The 19369-nt window shown below is 47.1% G+C and carries 10 protein-coding genes; 7 read left to right on the top strand and 3 right to left on the bottom strand.

Features of this window, described 5'->3' with window-relative positions:
• Window positions 1-120 precede the first annotated feature (120 nt).
• Window positions 121-1122, top strand: a complete 1002-nt coding sequence (locus MKX42_RS01430) for a serine hydrolase domain-containing protein (RefSeq protein WP_340750633.1) — start codon at window positions 121-123, stop codon at window positions 1120-1122.
• Window positions 1123-1244: 122 nt separating this feature from the next.
• Here MKX42_RS01430 and MKX42_RS01425 read toward each other — a convergent pair whose 3' ends face one another.
• Window positions 1245-8018: an NHL domain-containing protein gene (locus MKX42_RS01425; RefSeq protein ID WP_340750631.1), complete on the bottom strand. Its 6774-nt coding sequence runs from the start codon at window positions 8016-8018 to the stop codon at window positions 1245-1247.
• A 517-nt stretch (window positions 8019-8535) separates the two neighbouring features.
• Between MKX42_RS01425 and MKX42_RS01420 the strand changes: the two genes are divergently transcribed.
• Window positions 8536-9378, top strand: coding sequence for a sialate O-acetylesterase (locus MKX42_RS01420; protein ID WP_340750629.1), 843 nt, complete (start codon window positions 8536-8538; stop codon window positions 9376-9378).
• 128 nt (window positions 9379-9506) lie between these two features.
• Here the strand turns inward: MKX42_RS01420 and MKX42_RS01415 are convergent, their stop codons facing one another.
• Window positions 9507-10088 carry a formylglycine-generating enzyme family protein gene (locus MKX42_RS01415; RefSeq protein WP_340757592.1) on the bottom strand — a complete coding sequence of 194 codons (582 nt, stop codon included), beginning with the start codon at window positions 10086-10088 and terminating at the stop codon, window positions 9507-9509.
• Window positions 10089-10695: 607 nt separating this feature from the next.
• On the opposite strand from MKX42_RS01415, the gene MKX42_RS01410 reads away from it, so the two are divergent.
• The 5 genes from MKX42_RS01410 to MKX42_RS01390 are packed head-to-tail and all read left to right on the top strand — an operon-like array spanning window position 10696 to window position 18030.
• Complete coding sequence (locus tag MKX42_RS01410; protein ID WP_340750627.1) at window positions 10696-12093, top strand: radical SAM/SPASM domain-containing protein; 1398 nt, start codon at window positions 10696-10698, stop codon at window positions 12091-12093.
• Entirely contained in the window at window positions 12090-13550 is a 1461-nt protein-coding gene (locus MKX42_RS01405) for a radical SAM/SPASM domain-containing protein (protein ID WP_340750625.1), read from the top strand. Before MKX42_RS01410 ends, MKX42_RS01405 begins: the two co-directional genes overlap by 4 nt.
• Window positions 13551-13564: 14 nt before the next feature.
• Window positions 13565-14797 carry a peptidase gene (locus MKX42_RS01400; protein ID WP_340750624.1) on the top strand — a complete coding sequence of 411 codons (1233 nt, stop codon included), beginning with the start codon at window positions 13565-13567 and terminating at the stop codon, window positions 14795-14797.
• On the top strand, window positions 14757-15470 hold the full coding sequence (locus MKX42_RS01395) for an ABC transporter ATP-binding protein (protein WP_340750622.1): 714 nt from the start codon (window positions 14757-14759) through the stop codon (window positions 15468-15470). The genes MKX42_RS01400 and MKX42_RS01395 overlap by 41 nt, the downstream gene beginning before the upstream one ends.
• Before the next feature lie 7 nt (window positions 15471-15477).
• Window positions 15478-18030 (top strand): ABC transporter permease, encoded by a 2553-nt coding sequence (locus MKX42_RS01390; protein ID WP_340750620.1) that lies wholly within the window; start codon window positions 15478-15480, stop codon window positions 18028-18030.
• Window positions 18031-18290: 260 nt separating this feature from the next.
• Here MKX42_RS01390 and MKX42_RS01385 read toward each other — a convergent pair whose 3' ends face one another.
• Window positions 18291-18479, bottom strand: a complete 189-nt coding sequence (locus tag MKX42_RS01385; RefSeq protein ID WP_340750617.1) for a hypothetical protein — start codon at window positions 18477-18479, stop codon at window positions 18291-18293.
• Window positions 18480-19369: the final 890 nt, after the last annotated feature.

Genomic DNA, 19369 nt, shown 5'->3' with positions numbered 1-19369 from the left:
CAAAATAAGATAGCCCAATGTACCTTTCCAGCGTTACTATAGCCCAAAACTTCCAAAAAATGATATGATTTTTATATTCTATACCGGCATCTTTATTTTAAACAGAGGTGAAACGAGATTATGTTCCTACAAAAAGAAGTAGTATATACTAAAAATGATAAATATTTGGCGCTTACTGACTATGTAATTAAAGCTAAGAACCAAATCTCCTGTTCCGCAGCCGCTACACTTATCATCCATAATGACACCATTGTTAATGAAAGCTACTTTGGCTCATATGAGTATAATTCAAAGATACAATCAGTGATGCCCTCAACCCGGTTTAATGTTGCTTCAGTAAGAAAGTCATACATTGGCTTTGCGATCAGCTTGGCCTTATACCAAAATAAGCTCTCAAGCATTGATGATTATATTTCAGAATACTTAGAAGATCTAAACCTAGCTGCTGTAGAAGGGGTTAGAATAAGACATTTATTAACACATACTCATGGACTCAAAAATAATCAAGAGAAACTCTTCCCGCCGGGATCGAATTGGAATTATAACAATATAGGAATCAATATGCTCATTAGATTAATACGGGAATTATTTGAAGCACCCCTGTCAGAGGTCATGCAACAATATGCTTTCAAACCCTGCAATTTCATTGAGACTGGTTGGTTTAAGAACAGCGATGACAATTTAGTATGGTTAAATGAAGAATATGCTGATGACCAAGGGGAAGAAGCCAATCTTTTTGTAAGTACCCGTGAATTGGCTTATTGGGGTCACCTTCATTTGAACCGTGGACTCGTTAATGGACAACAGCTTGTTCCGAAAGAGGTTATAGAACAAGCTACAATCAATCAGAGCCCCGCAAATCTTGATGATACTTTGCCTAGAAATGGCTTCGCATGGTGGATTCAGGATAAGCCTAGAGCTGTTTCTGAAATAGGGAACACACTCCCACCCGGGTCCTACCAAATTCTAGGACTAACTGGCTGTGCCTGTTTGGTTATTCCTGAACATCGGCTAGTCGCGGTTAGAATGTACAATCAAGTCGGTCCAAATCCACCAGGATACGACTACTTGGAGGATATTAAGGCATTTGGAGACAAAGTCTTATCGTGTACTTTGAACTAATCATTAATTCCACTCGTCGTTTTACCACTATTATGATGCGGTTCAGCGTACCATCTATATAGCGAAATGAAGGACGCCCTGATCGGGCGTCCTTTGCAATTGAAATATTCAGAAAATCGACACTAGCTGAGCAAATCCAACAACGTCTTCAACTGGGGGTTAAGCTCCAACACATTCAAGATGATCTGCAACGCTTCTGCACGTGTGGCATTGTTCTTGGGATCGAATCTTCCATTCCCTTTACCGCTAACAATACCTGCTTGCGCTGCTGCTATAATCTCGCTAGCTGCATAAGCACCATTCAAATCATTGAAGTTGCCCTTTATTGTATCTTTCGCCACGTTATTTACGTCTACGATATGGGACAGCATGACCACCATTTCTTCTCGTGTAATCGTCTGATTCGGCTTGAACGTACCGTCCGTGTAGCCATTGATTACCCCTGCCGCTACTAGATTCTCAACCGCTTCTTTCGCCCAGTGATCATCTATGTCCTTCAATACAACATTCGTATTGTTACCAGCTTGGATATTGAACACGCGATTCAGCATCGCGGCGAACTCCGCGCGGGTGATCGGATTATTCGGCCTAACCGTACCATCGTCATAGCCATTTATCAGTTTCAAGTGGACGAAGATATTGATTGTCTTTTCAGCCCAGTGCCCTTGCGTGTCAGTAAAATCAATTGTAGCGTTTGCTTCCTTCGCTTCCGCTACTTTGGATTCAATCGTCTTTACTAGATTGGTTTCATTAACAATGCTATTGTTAAATACATCAACCGTAGGCTCTGGAGAACCAGGAGTCGGTGCCGGATTAGGTGTCGATGATGCCGATGGCGTCGATGGTGTCGTTGGTGTCGATGGCGTCGATGGCGTCGATGGCGTCGATGGCGTCGATGTATCCGTGCCGCCGGATGGTTGTCTCGGCGTCACGGCATTAGAGGTATCAGAAGCTACGCTGCTGCCCGCACTATTGACAGCTTGCACCGTAAACGTATACGTCACTCCATTGGATAGCCCTGTTACCGTGATTGGGCTGCCCGCTCCTTTTACCGTAATATTTCCCGGCATAGCGGTGACCTCGTAGTAAGTGATGTCACTTCCGCCATTGGCTGGGGTAGTGAAGCTTACCGTTGCTTGTCCATCGCCAGCTACTGCAGTTACGCCCGTTGGAGCCGATGGAACCGTTCGCGGCGTTGCGCTCACTTCATTAGAAGAAGTGCTGTCCCCTCCCGGGTTCGTAGCTTGGATGACAAAATAGTACGTTGTACCGTTCGTTAATCCCATTACATCATAGCCGTATACCGAACCACTTACCGAAGCTTCCTCTGATCCATAAGCGCCGGAGGTTGTACTTTTGAATATTTTGTACCCCGTGGAACCGATCACCGGATCCCACTTTAGGCTTATTCGAGCATCTCCCGGAGTAGCTGGCCCCAGTACCGGTACTCCAGGCGCTGGAACTTGCGGCGTTGCGCTCACTTCATCAGAAGCTGTGCTGATTCCGGATGGATTCACGGATTTTACGACAAAATAATATGTTGTCCCATTGGTTAATCCCCTGACATCATACGTTAATCCGGTCACTGTAGCGACCGCATCTCCATAAGTGCCGGAAGCTGTCCCCTGGTACACGGCGTAGCTGACTGACCCATACACTTCGCTCCAATTCAAAAGCACATGACTGGCTCCCGTTGTAACAGACTCCACTCTCGGCGCAGCTACTCCAGGCCAGGGGAGTGTCACAGACTGGCTCGTAATCTGCGCCAGGCCGCTCGCATCGAAGGCGAGCTGCGCTCCCGTTACCCCGGCTGCGTTCGTTGCGCCAAGAGCGCTAAAGGTCGCGACTCCCTCGCTTGCCGTTGCCGTCGCCGTTCCCGTCAGCATCCACGTTCCTGTATCCTTCTTCGATACGGTCACCACCGTGGTGCTGTCGCTCACGCTCGTATTGCCATAAGCATCGCGAAGCGTCACGACCGGCTGCTGCGCGAACGCACCTCCGTTGCCGGCTGGTGCCGTAACCTCCGTGGTCAGCACCATCGAAGCCGTGCTTCCCGCCACTGGCGTAATGCTCAGCGTATTCGCCGCCGGCGTAGCCACACCAGCCACGCTCAGGCGGATGGTTTGCGCTGCCGCCTTGTTCAGCTTCAGTTTCGCCGTGGCCACCCCGTTCACAAACGTAACACGGATCGTATTCGGTGACGCGGTCAAGGCTGTCCCGTTGAAGCTGCCATACGAGCCGTCCGGCGCTTGCACGTAACCGGATATCGTCACATTATGCGCTCCGCTGAACGTCGTATCCGTGTTCTCCAGTGCGTTCTTCACGCTCAGCATGATCGCATCGTCTACACCGACTTCGGGAGCGGGAGCCGCTGCAGCTGCGCTGACCGTTTGCGCTGGCGTCGGAGCCGGAAGCGTGACGGCCGCGCTCGTAATCTGCGCTAGGCCGCTCGCATCGAAGGCGAGCCGCGCTCCGGTTACCCCGGCTGCGTTCGTTGCGCCAAGACCGCTAAAGGTCGCGACTCCCGCGCTTGCCGTTGCCGTCGCCGTTCCTGTCAGCGTCCACGTTCCTGTATCCTTCTTCGATACGGTCACAACCGTTGTGCTGTCGCCCACGCTCATATTGCCGTAAGCATCACGAAGTGTCACGACCGGCTGCTGCGCGAACGCGCCTCCGTTACCGGCTGGTGCCGCAACGTCCGTGGTCAGCTCCATTGAAGACGCGCTTCCCGCTACTGGCGTAATGCTCAGCGTATTCGCCGCCGGCGTGGCCACGTCTGCCACGCTCAGGCCGATGGTTTGCGCTGCCGCCTTGTTCAGCTTCAGATTCGCCGTGGCCACCCCGTTCACAAACGTAACACGGATCGTATTCGGTGACGCGGTCAAGGCTGTCCCGTTGAAGCTGCCATACGAGCCGTCCGGCGCTTGCACGTAACCGGATATCGCCACATCATACGCTCCGCTGAACGTCGTATCCGTGTTCTCCAGCGCATTCTTCACGGTCAACGTGATCGCATCATCCACCCCGACTCCGGGAGCAGGAGCCGCTGCGGCTGCACTGACCGTATGCGCTGGCGTCGGAGCCGGAAGCGTGACGGCCGCGCTCGTAATCTGCGCCAGACCGCTCGCATCGAAGGCGAGCCGCGCTCCCGTTACCCCGGCTGCGTTCGTTGCGCCAAGAGCGCTAAAGGTCGCGACTCCCTCGCTTGCCGTTGCCGTCGCCGTTCCCGTCAGCATCCACGTTCCTGTATCCTTCTTCGATACGGTCACCACCGTGGTGCTGTCGCTCACGCTCGTATTGCCATAAGCATCGCGAAGCGTCACGACCGGCTGCTGCGCGAACGCACCTCCGTTGCCGGCTGGTGCCGTAACCTCCGTGGTCAGCACCATCGAAGCCGTGCTTCCCGCCACTGGCGTAATGCTCAGCGTATTCGCCGCCGGCGTAGCCACACCGGCCACGCTCAGGCGGATGGTTTGCGCTGCCGCCTTGTTCAGCTTCAGATTCGCCGTGGCTACCCCGTTCGCAAACGTCACGCTGATCGTGTTCGGCGACGCGGTCAAGGCCGTCCCGTTGAAGCTGCCATACGAGCCGTCCGGCGCTTGCACGTAACCGGATATCGTCACATTATGCGCTCCGCTGAACGTCGTATCCGTGTTCTCCAGCGCATTCTTCACGGTCAACGTGATCGCATCATCCACCCCGACTCCGGGAGCAGGAGCCGCTGCGGCTGCACTGACCTTTTGCGCTGGCGTCGGAGCCGGAAGCTTGACAGCCGCACTCGTAATCTGCGCCAGGCCGCTCGCATCGAAGGCGAGCTGCGCTCCCGTTACTCCGGCTGCGTTCGTTGCGCCAAGACCGCTAAAGGTCGCGACTCCCTCGCTTGCCGTTGCCGTCGCCGTTCCTGTCAGCGTCCACGTTCCTGTATCCTTCTTCGATACGGTCACAACCGTTGTGCTGTCGCCCACGCTCATATTGCCGTAAGCATCACGAAGTGTCACGACCGGCTGCTGCGCGAACGCGCCTCCGTTACCGGCTGGTGCCGCAACGTCCGTGGTCAGCTCCATTGAAGACGCGCTTCCCGCTACTGGCGTAATGCTCAGCGTATTCGCCGCCGGCGTGGCCACGTCTGCCACGCTCAGGCCGATGGTTTGCGCTGCCGCCTTGTTCAGCTTCAGATTCGCCGTGGCTACCCCGTTCGCAAACGTCACGCTGATCGTGTTCGGCGACGCGGTCAAGGCCGTCCCGTTGAAGCTGCCATACGAGCCGTCCGGCGCTTGCACGTAACCGGATATCGTCACATTATGCGCTCCGCTGAACGTCGTATCCGTGTTCTCCAGCGCATTCTTCACGGTCAACGTGATCGCATCATCCACCCCGACTCCGGGAGCAGGAGCCGCTGCGGCTGCACTGACCTTTTGCGCTGGCGTCGGAGCCGGAAGCTTGACAGCCGCACTCGTAATCTGCGCCAGGCCGCTCGCATCGAAGGCGAGCTGCGCTCCCGTTACTCCGGCTGCGTTCGTTGCGCCAAGACCGCTAAAGGTCGCGACTCCCGCGCTTGCCGTTGCCGTCGCCGTTCCCGTCAGCGTCCACGTCCCCGTATCCTTCTTTGATACGGTCACAACCGTTGTGCTGTCGCTCACGCTCGTATTGCCGTAAGCATCGCGAAGCGTCACGACCGGCTGCTGTGCGAACGCGCCTCCGTTACCGGCTGGTGCCGCAACGTCCGTGGTCAGCTCCATTGAAGACGCGCTTCCCGCTACTGGCGTAATGCTCAGCGTATTCGCCGCCGGCGTGGCCACGTCTGCCACGCTCAGGCCGATGGTTTGCGCTGCCGCCTTGTTCAGCTTCAGATTCGCCGTGGCTACCCCGTTCGCAAACGTCACGCTGATCGTATTCGGTGACGCGGTCAAGGCTGTCCCGTTGAAGCTGCCGTACGAGCCGTCCGGCGCTTGCACGTAACCGGATATCGTCACATCATACGCTCCGCTGAACGTCGTATCCGTGTTCTCCAGCGCATTTTTCACGGTCAGCGTGATCGCATCGTCTACACCGGCTCCGGGAGTAAGAGTGGCTGCGGATGCGCTGACCTTTTGTGCTGGTGTAGGCGCTGGAAGCGTGACGGCCGCGCTCGTAATCTGCGCCAGGCCGCTCGCATCGAAGGCGAGCCGCGCTCCCGTTACCCCGGCTGCGTTCGTTGCGCCAAGACCGCTAAAGGTCACGACGCCCGCGCTTGCCGTCGCCGTCGCCGTTCCTGTCAGCGTCCACGTTCCTGTATCCTTCTTTGATACGGTCACGATGGTGCTATTGTCGCTCACGCTCGTATTGCCGTAAGCATCGCGAAGCGTCACGACCGGCTGCTGTGCGAACGCGCCTCCGTTGCCGGCTGGTGCCGTAACGTCCGTGGTCAGTGCCATCGAAGACGTGCTTCCCGCCACTGGCGTGATGCTCAGTGTATTCGCCGCCGGCGTGGCCACGCCTGCCACGCTCAGGGCGATGGTATGCTCTGCTGCCTTGTTCAGCTTCAGATTCGCCGTGGCTACCCCGTCCGCAAACGTCACGCTGATCGTGTTCGGTGACGCGGTCAAGGCCGTCCCGTTGAAGCTGCCATACGAGCCGTCCGGTGCTTGCACGTAACCGGATATCGTCACATTATGCGCTCCGCTGAACGCCGTATCCGTGTTCTCCAGCGCGTTCTTCACGGTCAGCGTGATTGCGTCATCCACGCCGGCTCCGGGAGTAGGAGTGGCTGCAGCTGCGCTGACTGTTTGTGCAGGAGCAACAAAAGTCAGCTTCCGGATCCTATAGTTATATAAATCCGCTATATACACATTCCCGCTACTGTCTACGGCTACTCTAGTCGGGTTTCTCAATCTGGCCGATGTCGCCGCCCCTCCGTCTCCTAAATAGCCGCCGTTAGTACCGGTACCCGCCAACGTGCTAATATTCCCCGTCGAATCTACTTTCCGAATTCGATGGTTAGAATTATCCGCTATATACACATTCCCGCTGCTGTCTACAGCCACTCCAGTCGGGGAGTTTAATTGGGCCGACGTCGCCGCTTCCCCGTCTCCTGAATAGCCGCGAGTACCCGTGCCCGCAAATGTGCTAATGGTCCCCATCGAATCTACTTTCCGAATTCGATTGGTAGCATTTTCCGCTATATACACATTCCCGTTGCTGTCTACGGCCACTCCAAACGGGGAGGTCAATTGGGCCGATGTCGCCGCCTCCCCGTCTCCTGAATAGCCGCCAGTACCCGTGCCCGCAAACGTGCTAATCTTCCCCGTCGAATCTACTTTCCGAATTCGATTGTCATATGAATCCGCTATATACACATTCCCGCTACTGTCTACGGCTACTCCAGTCGGGTTTCTCAATCTGGCCGATGTCGCCGCTCCTCCGTCTCCTAAATAGCCGCCGGTAATACTGGTACCCGCAAACGTACTAATGTTCCCCGTCCGATCTACTTTCCGAATTCGATAGTTATAAGAATCCGCTATATACACATTCCCGCCGCTGTCTACAGCCACTCCACGTGGGTTGTTCAATTCGGCCAACGTCGCCGCTTCTCCGTCTCCTGAATAGCCGCCAGTACCCTTGCCCGCAAACGTGCTAATCTTCCCCGTCGAATCTACTTTCCGAATTCGATTTTCATATGAATCCACTATATACACATTCCCGCTGCTGTCTACAGCCACTCCAGTCGGGGAGTTCAATTGGGCCGACGTCGCCGCTTTCCCGTCTCCTGAATAACCGCTAGAACCCGTGCCCGCAAACGTGCTGATGATATAAAGATCTGCAGCATAGGCCTTCTCCCCGAGCCATTCAGGCAGCAGTGTTGTTATCAGCAGAAAAGATAGAACGCAGGCCATAAGCTGTTTTATCTTTTTACGCATTCTTCTTCCTCCTTCTTAGGATACTTCCCCGATAAAAGCATGACGATCATCTCGGCGCGGGCATGATTTAAACGTATCCAATCCATCATTGGTTTTGTTTCTCCGCCCAGTGCCCATGAGCGTCTGAATATGTACCCTCGCTTGCCGCGTAAGCAGCGGGGAGGGGCAAGCCCAGCAGCAATAATATCAACAAACGGACCATTCGCCTTTTCATAGAGTTTTCCCCATGAAGTAAGATAGATTATAGTGATTTTCCTCGTTGTATTTTATCATGATAGATTAGCCCGTTAATGAAACTTAAAGAAAACTTTAAGTTAGGTTCGCACCAATGCATCTGCACCGGACTCCCCAAAATTCGAAAATAAAGAAGGCATTCTGGATTTAACGCAGGTTCATGTCCGTGAGATTCCTTTAAAGTTGGTGTGTATCATCTGCTGTTGTTCATCCTGCGACGAAAAGACAGACTATACAATGATTCAATTAGTCTATAATAGCTATGTAAAGGAGTGAAAATTACATGATAAAATCATTTTTAATGTTGGGTCAATCTAATATGGCAGGCCGTGGATTCTTGCATGAAGTCGACCCTATATATAATGAAAAAATAAAAATGCTGCGTAATGGACAGTGGCAGATGATGACAGAGCCGATTAATTATGACCGTCCGGTCTCCGGTGTAAGCCTGGCGGCGTCTTTCGCCGATGCCTGGTCGAACGCCAATCCTAATGAAGAAATTGGTTTGATTCCTTGTGCAGAAGGCGGCAGTTCTTTGAATGATTGGCATCCTGAGGGCATCCTTTTTCAGCATGCTTTGTCCGAAGCCCGCTTCGCCTTGCGGTCCAGTCAGATCTGCGGAATTCTTTGGCACCAAGGTGAGAGCGACAGTTATCAATCGCTGCATGAAACGTATTACGAGAAATTAACCCTTATCATCGGGACCCTAAGAAACGAATTGAAGCTTGATGAGGTGCCGCTCATCATTGGCGGACTTGGTGATTTCCTTGGGAAGACTGGTTTTGGACAGCAAGCGACAGAGTATAGACAGATCAATGAACAATTGCAGCGCTTCGCTAACGAACAGACAAATTGTTATTTTGTAACAGCGGCAGAGTTAACCGCGAATCCTGATGGAATTCATATAAACGCAGTTTCGCAACGCAAATTCGGCTACCGCTATTTCGAAGCTTTTTCGAACAAGTGTCATGTCCTGGAGCCCCTCCCGGGGGAGGAGCAGTCACTGAAAGTGAAGCGCGACTATTCGAAAACAGAACAAATACACCTTCATAGCATGGATTTGGCTTTGGGTAAAATCACTTACGCCGAATTCGAGGCGCAAATGGTGAAGGTTATGCAGCCTTGATCCCTTTAGTTTAACGGGCCTATCGTATTGCTCATTTGGTCGGCTTGTTCCTCAACGGCATTTGTGTGCGGTGACTCAGGGCAAAAGTGGAGCGGGAGCAGTTAAAATGTAATTCACTCTTTTGCAGCTTAGAATTGCTTTCTGCAGGCAATTCTAAAGCCAAGGTCGTCTATCTTGAATGTCGGCATGCTTTTTCTTCTAATCGTAGAACCACAGTTGTTTTCAACTTCAGCCCAACTGCCTCCCCGAAAAACCCTATAATCCCTGTATCGTTCGGTATCATATAGATCCCAACACCATTCCCATACATTCCCTACCATGTCATAAAGCCCCCATGGATTTGGAAGCAGTTCTCCGACGGGTTGTGCTGATCCATTGGAGTTCTCTTTATACCATGCAATTTGCTCAATACGTTCGTACCGATATCCCTTCGTTCCCCCCTTACACGCATACTGCCATTCAGCGTCTGTTAGTAACCGAAAGCCGTTCGCTGTTTTGTCGTATATCGTATTCTCAGTTTCGTTACTAATTGTGTAGCATTCAACCCTGCCAAGTATTCTGGACAATGTATTACAAAAGACAAGCGAATCTAGCCATGAAACTTCCGTAACAGGCAGGTTACTCATAATAGATTCCATAACCTCCCCGAACATGGCAAAACGATATAGACACTGTGTTACCGGATACTTCATAACGTAGAAAGGTTCTATGGTTTCAGTCCATGTAACAACCTTCCGATCCGTTCCCCTTCCAGGGTCTGATAGCTTATAATCAGACCATTATTTATAAAAGTAAACCCACCTCTTTATGATAAGGTTCCAAGCCGTCCTTTGCGAAATGAACAGACCAACCTTCCGGATGATATTTTCCAATTGAATCACAACAAATGTAATATTGTGACAATTTTCACATAATAAAAGTATAGAAAGTTATAAAATGGACTCGTTGTCTAATGGAAATAAAGAGGATTATTGGCTTGTGAATATAATTGTTTACAATTTTATTCAAATTTCCATTTGGATAAAACTATTAATAAGGAGGTTTATTATGTCGAGCGAAAATCAGTTTAAGGCTCGTTCTGTGAACGAGGACAAGGATCTCTGGACGGAATTATTTGATCAAGTAGAAACTTTGGAAAATCGTGACGAAATGGCCTGCATTAATCTTTGCTGCTGGAATTGTTGCTTTCAAATTTGAGGAATAAAAAAGCCGTCTTGCGCGGCTTTTTTTTACGATTAATTCATTTGAACACACCAGTATGTGTTTAATTAAACTATTTTAATATTTTCAAAAGTATATAAGGTAAGGAGAAACTGTATGATAGTGAATAAATATTACCTAAAATATGAGTTCGACGAGAAAGCGCTTGTTATCAATACTTTGACTGGTGCAGTAGATTTTTTCTCTCCAGAAATGCTTGCTTTACTGGATTCAGCAGAGAATCGGGAACTGTCTGATCTATCAGATGTGTTTGATAAAGACGACATTGATCTCTTATTAAAGAGGGGCTACATGTTTGAGAATAATGAAGGACAGGAACTACGGATAAACCAAGCCTCACAAATTATTAATTATGATCAATTTATGCATTATATTGTTTGTCCCACTTATGCCTGCAACTTCCGTTGTAGCTATTGCTTTGAAGATCACTTACTTCATGAAAGTACACAATTCATGACAGATCAACAAATAACCGATGTTTTTTCCGCAATTGATATTCTCCACAAAGAGAGCAAACTGGATAAAGGATTAATTAATCTCTTCGGCGGTGAACCTCTCATGCCCCCCGCCAAAAATCTTGTTGAAAAAATATGCGAAGAAGCAGCTAAGCGAAATTTTATAATTGGCTGTAATACGAATGGCTATCATTTAAAGGCTTTCGCCGACATTTTTGAACGCTTTCGTGATTGTTTAAGTGTGATGGTTTCGGTTGATGGCCCTGAAGAAATACATGATCGCCGCCGGTTCTTATCGGGGGGACAGGGTACTTTTGGACGGATACATCAAGGAATTAATGAATTATTAAACCGCAATATTTCTGTTATGATCCGAATTAATATAGATAAAACTAATATCAACAACGTCCCCGAACTAATCAATTACTATCATCAATGTGGCTTTTTTAATCACCCTTCCTTCTCAGTAACTTTTGCTCCTGTAACAGACCATACTTGCCAGGGACTAAGCTCTACTTTGATGAAAGGTTATGAAATTGCAAAATCATTGATTCGGCATGTTCCTGATTTTATAGAGCTTGAGAAACAAAAAAAAATTGGTCTTAGTCCTGAGATGTTCCGCTTCTTCCGGACAGGCATGCTGCTTGATCCTGAATTAAAAGATAGAGTTGGGATTATTTCGCCGCAGCTTGTTTACTGTGAGGCTGCTGAAGGAAAAACCTATGCTTTTGGACCCGACAATAATATGTATGCCTGTCCGGATTTAGTCGGGAAATCTGAATATCGTATCGGGCAATTTTCTCCTGCCTTTATTAAAGAACCGGTTTTTGAACAATGGAGAAATTTCAACATTCTACAAATACCTCAATGTAAAGATTGTTCTGCCGCGATGATTTGCGGTGGGGGCTGTGCTGCACAAGCCTTATCGACATACGGTAGTCTTGACTCCCCTTGTTGTCCCAATGCCGAGAGGATGCTCGGTGATTATCTGAATGAATTGCAGGAGGAACGTATACGATACGAGGAGGTTATTTTATGATTAGAAGTACATATAATTCTGTTCATCCTATAAACAAGGGGAACTATATATTAATTAATTCTCTTAGTGGCGCAGTAGATGTAGTAGACAGCAGCGTTAAAGAACGGCTTGATCAGATTGAACAGAAGAATCCTCAGCAAGACAATCCTGATGAGCAAGAGCTGCTCTCCTTTTTTATCAAGAGAGGATATGTTTTCAATAGTCTTGCAGAAGAACGGCAGATTCTCTTTAGAGTTAAGGATGCTATGGATAAAATGACGGCAAAAAGCAAGTGGGGAATGACCTTCAACGTATGTACGACATATGCTTGTAATTTGCGGTGTCCCTATTGCTATCAAGGTCACCAAATTCATGATTTTAGCCATGCATTGGATTCGGATGAAATAACTAAAATGTTCGAAGCTATTTCCAACATCATCAAAATGGAAGAAGCCCGTGGGCGCTTCATAGGAGCACAGCACCGAATGGTGCTTTATGGAGGAGAGCCGCTTCTTCCAAAAACTAAGGATAGCGTTAAAGAAATCGTTGATCGTGCGGTTAATGAATACGGTTTCCGTATGTGCGCTATAACCAATGGGACCTTTTTGCATCAGTTTATGGATATATTTCAACCCTATCATGAACACTGGGATTTTTTCCAAATTTCACTTGATGGTCCACAGGCAGTTCATGACAAACGGCGGATTATGGCTGGCGGGCAAGGAACTTATGACCGTATTGTCCAAAATATTGATATGGCCCTGGAAAGAGGTTTTGCAGTTGCCGCCCGGACGAATGTAAATAAAGAAAATTTGGGGCATCTGACCGAACTCGCTAATTTTATTGAATATAAGGGTTGGAATACTCAACCTCACTTTGGCTGGCAGGTTACTCCCGTTACTAATCATTTCAGTGAACCGATGCCAGATCACTTACCTGAACATGAACTGTTAATTGCCTTATATGAAATGTTCGGTGACTTGGATTCTTTTATTGATAAATATAACGCAAGATTAGGTTCGGTAATAAATATGCGTACCTCAAGAATTAGAAATACGATTCGTTCTTTTGACTGGAGCAGAATGAATGATATGGATACCTGTACTTCTTCAGGTGTTACCAGTGTTCCCCACTTTAAAGAATGCAGTGCGCGTGAACAACGGTTCTATTCATTCGGAACAGAGGGACTCATTTATGCCTGCCCTGATTCTGTGGGCCGTGCCGAAACCGCTATAGGAACCTTTTTCCCGGAATATAAACTAAATTCAGAGGCCCATCAACAATGGGACAGAGGAATTACAGATTCCAAGGAATGCACCGAGTGTTCAATCTCTCTTTTTTGCGGCGGTGGTTGCGCTTATGCCAATTTAATGAGAAATGGAGACATTACCAAACCTTACTGTAATTATGCAAATGAGACAATAGAAGCATATCTTAGATATAATAAGCACCTATTCGAAGCATTGGGTACCGTCTAAGGAAGAGGATGACTATGAGTGCGATAGCTGCAATAACTTATCCCCAATTAATCCCGTATAAAATTCAAGAAATGGATGTTTGGGAAGATGGGACACGCTATTTAGTTCATTTCGACAATGGATTGCGGATGAAAGTCACAGAAAAAATCGCAACCATTTTTAACTATATGGACGGCAAAAACTCAATTAATGAGATTTCTGAGCTTCTATCTGACAAATATCAGATTTCCGCACACCCAGAAGAGCTTCAGTATTTGCTGGAACACCTTTTAACGGAGAAAGGAATTGTTGTTGGGAAAGAGAAAATAGCTAAACATTCCTCTGCTATCCGCTTTCGCACCCCACTATTTAATGCCGGTCGGCTAGAGGGGGTTTCCCGTTACTTCCAGCCTCTTTACTCTTTAACAGGTGTTTGTGTTTTCGGGGTTTTTATTTGTATTGCACTGTACAGTTATGTGTATAAATTAAATCATGCGGCTCTACAAGCAGACTTGAATTCTTATCTCTTTTGGGGCATTACTTTTTTAATGATTTTGTTTTCAGCTATAATCCATGAATTTGGGCATACCGTGGCCGCTTTTCGGTATAAGGTGAAACCAAAGGATATGGGCATTGGATTGTTCTTTTTAGCTCCTGTTCTATTTGTTGACTTAAGTGATGCTTGGAAAGCCAGCAGAAAACAACGGGTAGTGATTGATCTTGGAGGGATTTATTTTCAATTATGGATATTCATATTATACGAAATATCATCTATAATAATAGGGAGCAGCATATTATTTACAGCTAATCATTTTATTCTTCTGTCTATTATCAGCAATTTAAATCCGTTGTTGCGTCTTGATGGTTTTTGGGTGCTTACCGACATGCTCGGGATTCCCAACCTGCATACTAGAACCTTTACATTAATGAAACAAGGACTACTAGGATATGTATGCATGAAACCACTTGCACGTGAGAAATTCAGAGCAACTATTCTCAGTATGAGCAGTGTCTACAAAAAAGTTTTTTTAGCCTATTCCTTTTTATACCTGATTGTTTTCAGCATCGCCCTAGTTTATATGCTGCGTTATATCTTCTCCTTTACCGAGCTTCTACAATCCTGGAATTGGAACGACTTTAGAGGATTTTTGATAGTAGGCTTAATATTGATCTTTAATTTCATAATATTGTTAGTCAAAAAAATCAAACGAAAGAAGGTACATTCTATTGATTGTAGAGCAACCGATTCTAGCCATCCAAAATCTTGACAAGAATTATGAATCCGAAGCCGGCATGATATCTATCCTCAAAGAAATTAATCTGAAGTTCTACAAAAAAGAAATTGTAAGTATTATGGGACCCAGCGGCAGTGGTAAATCAACGTTGCTTGGAATCATGGGAACCCTTGATGAGCCGAGTAAAGGGAAAGTAGCGCTGGAGGGGAAATCCGTTGAGGCTCTATCTGAAGGGCAGTTGTCAGATTACCGTGCTCAAAAAATCGGTTTTATATTTCAATCCTTTAACCTTATTTCGACAATGACTGCTCTTGAAAATGTAATGCTGCCGATGTTTTGCATCAAAGGCATCAGACACAGTGAAATACGTAGAAAGGCCGAGGAAATGCTAAGGCTAGTGGGAATGGGTAATCGGATGAAGCACTTACCCAACCAACTGTCGGGCGGACAACAGCAGCGTGTCGCTATTGCGAGAGCATTAATAAATAGGCCGTCGTTAGTCATTGCAGATGAACCAACAGGAAATCTCGACCGGGATTCAGGACAGAAAGTACTAGAACTGATATTTCGCTTAAAAGAGCAATTGAGTATGACCTTCATTATTGCTACCCATGACCCAGAAGTAGCCGCTAAATCTGACCGAGTTATTCATATTAGGGATGGACGAGTTGAATCTGATAACACACAGCTGAGCAGAGGACGGTGAACAGGTAATGATATGGCTAAGCTCTGCTGGAAGGAGCATATTACGTAACAAACTTAGAGCGATTTTCACCATCCTGTCTCTTACTATTGGAAGCGCCAGCTTCTTTTGTATGTTTTTATTGTCCGAGCTGGCACCACGTTCGATCGAGAATTCCGCCCAGCAACTGCTTGGTGGAGATGTTCTAGTTCAGTCCTATCTGAAACCGCTGGACATCAAGTCAGTGGAAAAAGCAATCCTTCAAGCGGATAAAAACTCCAGTTTGTCAGCCTCCTACGTTGGACAAAGTATGGTGCAGTCAAAGAATAAAACAACAAGTATTATTATAAAAGGAATTGATCCGCAGACTTACCCTTATTATGGAGAGAATCAATATCCCGGTGTCCGTTCTCTTCAAGAGAATGAGGTTCTTTTGGCTGAGGGGGCAGCTGATCGTCTTCAGGTTAAGGTAGGTGAACATATCTGGCTGCCAAGCGCATCCGATGGAAGTATGAATGAATACAAAGTAAAGGGGCTCGTACATAATGTACAAGAGTCCTATGGGGATGCAGATATTTTCGGAACAGCTTACCTTCAATTAAGTCAAGCCGCTAATCTATTAAATACTCCAGCGAATAAAACGAATGAAATACTCATTCATTGGAATGCAGGTATACCCGGATCCTCCTGGAAAACAGCAATAGAGAAACAACTTCCAAGTGTCACCCTGATAGATACGGAAGAACGGACAAATGAAAGCCTTGCTCAAGCAAAAACTATTCTGCTGCTGCTGCAACTGTTCAGCCTGCTTGCTCTGGCAACCAGTGCGCTTACAGTCTCTAATACCATGAAGCAGGCGATGAGTACAAGAATGCATGATATTGCTGTTATGAAGGCTATAGGCGTACGCTCACGTTCGGTCGCAAGCACTTTTTTAACCGAAGGAGTTCTAATTGGAGCCCTAGGAACTTTAGCAGGATTAGCATCCGGCCTCCTAGTGAGTACCTGGTTGACTTCTTATCTGGGCAGCATGCTAGCAATTCCATTATCTTGGGAGTTCTCATGGAAAGTTACCCTCATTACCTTTGTTACAGGTATGATTGTGGCACTTCTATCCACATGGATTCCACTAAAAGGAATGCTGCTGGTCTCACCTATGAAGCTCTTGCATGAAGGAAACTACCAAATTCCTCCCTACCGGATGCATTTTTGGAAGAGAGCATTTTTAATTGTTCTCCTTTCATTAACTGTAGCATTTTACTTACAAAAAACACTTTTTCTTGGTTCTAACGAATCACTTAGTGCAAAAGTCGCTTTGTCCTTTCTGGGAGTCCTCCTTATCGTTATAATGGCGAGTGTATTAGTGAAACTATGTTCTTCTATTTTTTCGTTTATGTTCAGAGTGATTGGGGGCTTGAGAATGTACATGCCTCCTCGTTGGTATATCCCTTTTCATAATTTATCCTCTGGAAGAAAAAGATATGGATTACTAGCGCTCATCTTAAGCGTTGGTGTTACATCAGCAGTAGCCAGCGAATTGTTTGCTGATAACTTAACTCAGTCTGTCAGTCAGCAGTTAGAGTCTGAAGCCAAGGGAAATCTTCTTGTTACGAGCGCGTTGCATGACTCTGATGCGGTCGAACAAACATTCCATCATCTCAATGTTGAGGAGTGGACGACAGGTATCCAAATGAATGGTTGGCTTAATTCAATTAATGGAAGCGAAGCTACTTCTCTTTTTCAGGAAAAAGCTGAGCAAAATAAATTTTTCACAACCAATAAATTGAGCATTGAGGGCGTTGACCCTTCCCTGGAAATCAGATCCTATTCGGTTATAGGAGGACGTGATCTCACCCAAGACGATTCTTCGCAGAAGACTGCATTATTATTGAGTGATTATCAACAATTAGGGATCAAGACGGGTGATACAATTGAAATCACACTTGGAGACAAGCAGATTCCGTTCAAAATCATAGGCTTTTTTGAGTCAGGCTTCGTAAAAACGGTGGGTATGAGAACTACAAAAAATATACTATCCGAGTATGGTTCGCCTACCCGAGTTATGTTCTCTATTAACGGAGGGACTCAGACATCAGAATTACTCTCAGCATTAAACGCTTCCCTTCCAGTCTCGGCAATGGCGTATTCTGTTTCAAGTACAGCCTCCGAAAGCTTAAATTCAATGATCCGTATGATTAGCGTATTTTTCTCTATAGTCACTTTATTTGCATTCATTACAGCTATTCTTACCATCGGCAATCAGATTGTGATTAGCCTTCTAAGAAAAAGTAAAGAAATTGCAATTATTAAGGTAGTGGGTGTTTCCAATAGCAAAACATTGCGGTCTATTCTATTAGAAAATTTTATTTTGTCGTTAGTTTCAGGAATAGCAGGTACAGGGATTGCTTTGTTGTTAACGACGGCTGCCCTTAAACTTATGTTCAAGTTGCCTGTCCATCTTGACATCCAATGGATGCTGTATGGTGTTGGCCTTTGTGTCCTGACGACTCTTACAGTGGCTTGGGTAGCAGCAAGACCAGCTCTGGTATCCAAACCCATGCAACTCCTACACAGAATAGGTTAGTCCAATATTTCGAATTACTTCCTTTTAGTAGAAACAATGGTGTATTTACGAAGAATTAAGTTAATTACGGTATAGTCTATATTGGCAAAGTAAAGCGGATACCTCATGTGTGAAGTATCCGCTTCTATCACAGCATACGCGTTCAAATATATCGCTATTTCAATTCCTCGCTTTACCATTACTTATATTCCGGCATTTGTCAACCCGTTTCCTCATCCCAAACGGCATCCGTATCCTCTAGATGCACATGCCAATCCCCACTAATTGCCAATCAACCCGAATAACAACAGACGGTTCATCTCAGCCATCTTTTCTTTATAGTTTCCTGATTTTGCCCAAGATAATTGAAGGGTTCCAATCGCGTTTAACAATTCAAGAACAGTCTCCAAAGAGACGGAAGAGTGGATAGCTCCTTCCTTTTTCGCAAGTTCAATAAGCTCTTGAAGCATTTGAATTCTAATTCTATTCGTATTTTCACTATATAGACTCGATAACACACGATCCTCTACAGCGCCAGGCGAACCAAGCAATTGATAGTCCTGAGCGGCTATCGTTCAGTCGAACAAGCAGCTTCCATTGTAGTGGAGCTTGCCACAATAAATAGTGAAGGTCCAACTGGTGGCTTTTTTGATGAGCATGGAGTTGTGGCTTGGTAAAACAGAAGCAGATGTCGCCATTCCTGCCCGTTAGGAGCTTAATTAACCTGATTATGTAGAAATCAAATGATCTACCTGTCATTGATACGCATCTGTACCAGTTTCATGAGTTTTTCCTGATGAGCGAGAACTGAAAGAAGGCCATTACATCCGCAGCCCGTTCGGCGGCACGACATCCCGAAGAAGGACGGGAAGCCAAGACCGCTAAGCATTCCCACCGTGTGCGACCGGGTCCTACAGTTGGCAACAAAACGATGATTGAACCCATCTTTGAAGCCGATTTTAAGGAAGTCTCCTTCGGATTTCGTCCGAAATGAAGTGCGAAAGGAGCGCTCGAGCGAATCCGAAAAGCCTGCAACCGCAAAGGAAATTAGGTAGTCGACGTCGATATCCAAGGCTACTTCGACAATATGAGTTTTTGAGAAATCTCGTAACTCCTTGTTTCTCGATTTCAGCGAGTGTCACGGCATCCACTCCCGCAGCTCCCTTATTCGCGCTCACCCGTTTCCAGGCTTCGCATAGCACATCCCACCGATAGACTTTGTCGTACAAGGCATGGAATTTACGCTTGTTGTTCTCCTTGGCCCTCATCCATAGTTCCAGGACTCGGCCCCCTCTTTTCCCTTTCGCAGGGCCTTTTTGACGACGCGGCAGGATTCACTTCATGTTGCGGCCTGAATTGT

Source organism: Paenibacillus sp. FSL R7-0204, from assembly GCF_038002225.1.
Lineage (GTDB): Bacteria > Bacillota > Bacilli > Paenibacillales > Paenibacillaceae > Paenibacillus_AQ.
Note: the sequence above shows the minus strand (reverse complement) of the source record. Positions and strands in the feature narration are given on the sequence as shown.

Coding starts and splice junctions, on each gene's coding strand:
- MKX42_RS01405 (WP_340750625.1), top strand. CDS start 12,090: ATGATTAGAAGTACATATAATTCTGTTCATCCTATAAACAAGGGGAAC.
- MKX42_RS01430 (WP_340750633.1), top strand. CDS start 121: ATGTTCCTACAAAAAGAAGTAGTATATACTAAAAATGATAAATATTTG.
- MKX42_RS01400 (WP_340750624.1), top strand. CDS start 13,565: ATGAGTGCGATAGCTGCAATAACTTATCCCCAATTAATCCCGTATAAA.
- MKX42_RS01385 (WP_340750617.1), bottom strand. CDS start 18,479: ATGCTTCAAGAGCTTATTGAACTTGCGAAAAAGGAAGGAGCTATCCAC.
- MKX42_RS01425 (WP_340750631.1), bottom strand. CDS start 8,018: ATGCGTAAAAAGATAAAACAGCTTATGGCCTGCGTTCTATCTTTTCTG.
- MKX42_RS01420 (WP_340750629.1), top strand. CDS start 8,536: ATGATAAAATCATTTTTAATGTTGGGTCAATCTAATATGGCAGGCCGT.
- MKX42_RS01410 (WP_340750627.1), top strand. CDS start 10,696: ATGATAGTGAATAAATATTACCTAAAATATGAGTTCGACGAGAAAGCG.
- MKX42_RS01390 (WP_340750620.1), top strand. CDS start 15,478: ATGATATGGCTAAGCTCTGCTGGAAGGAGCATATTACGTAACAAACTT.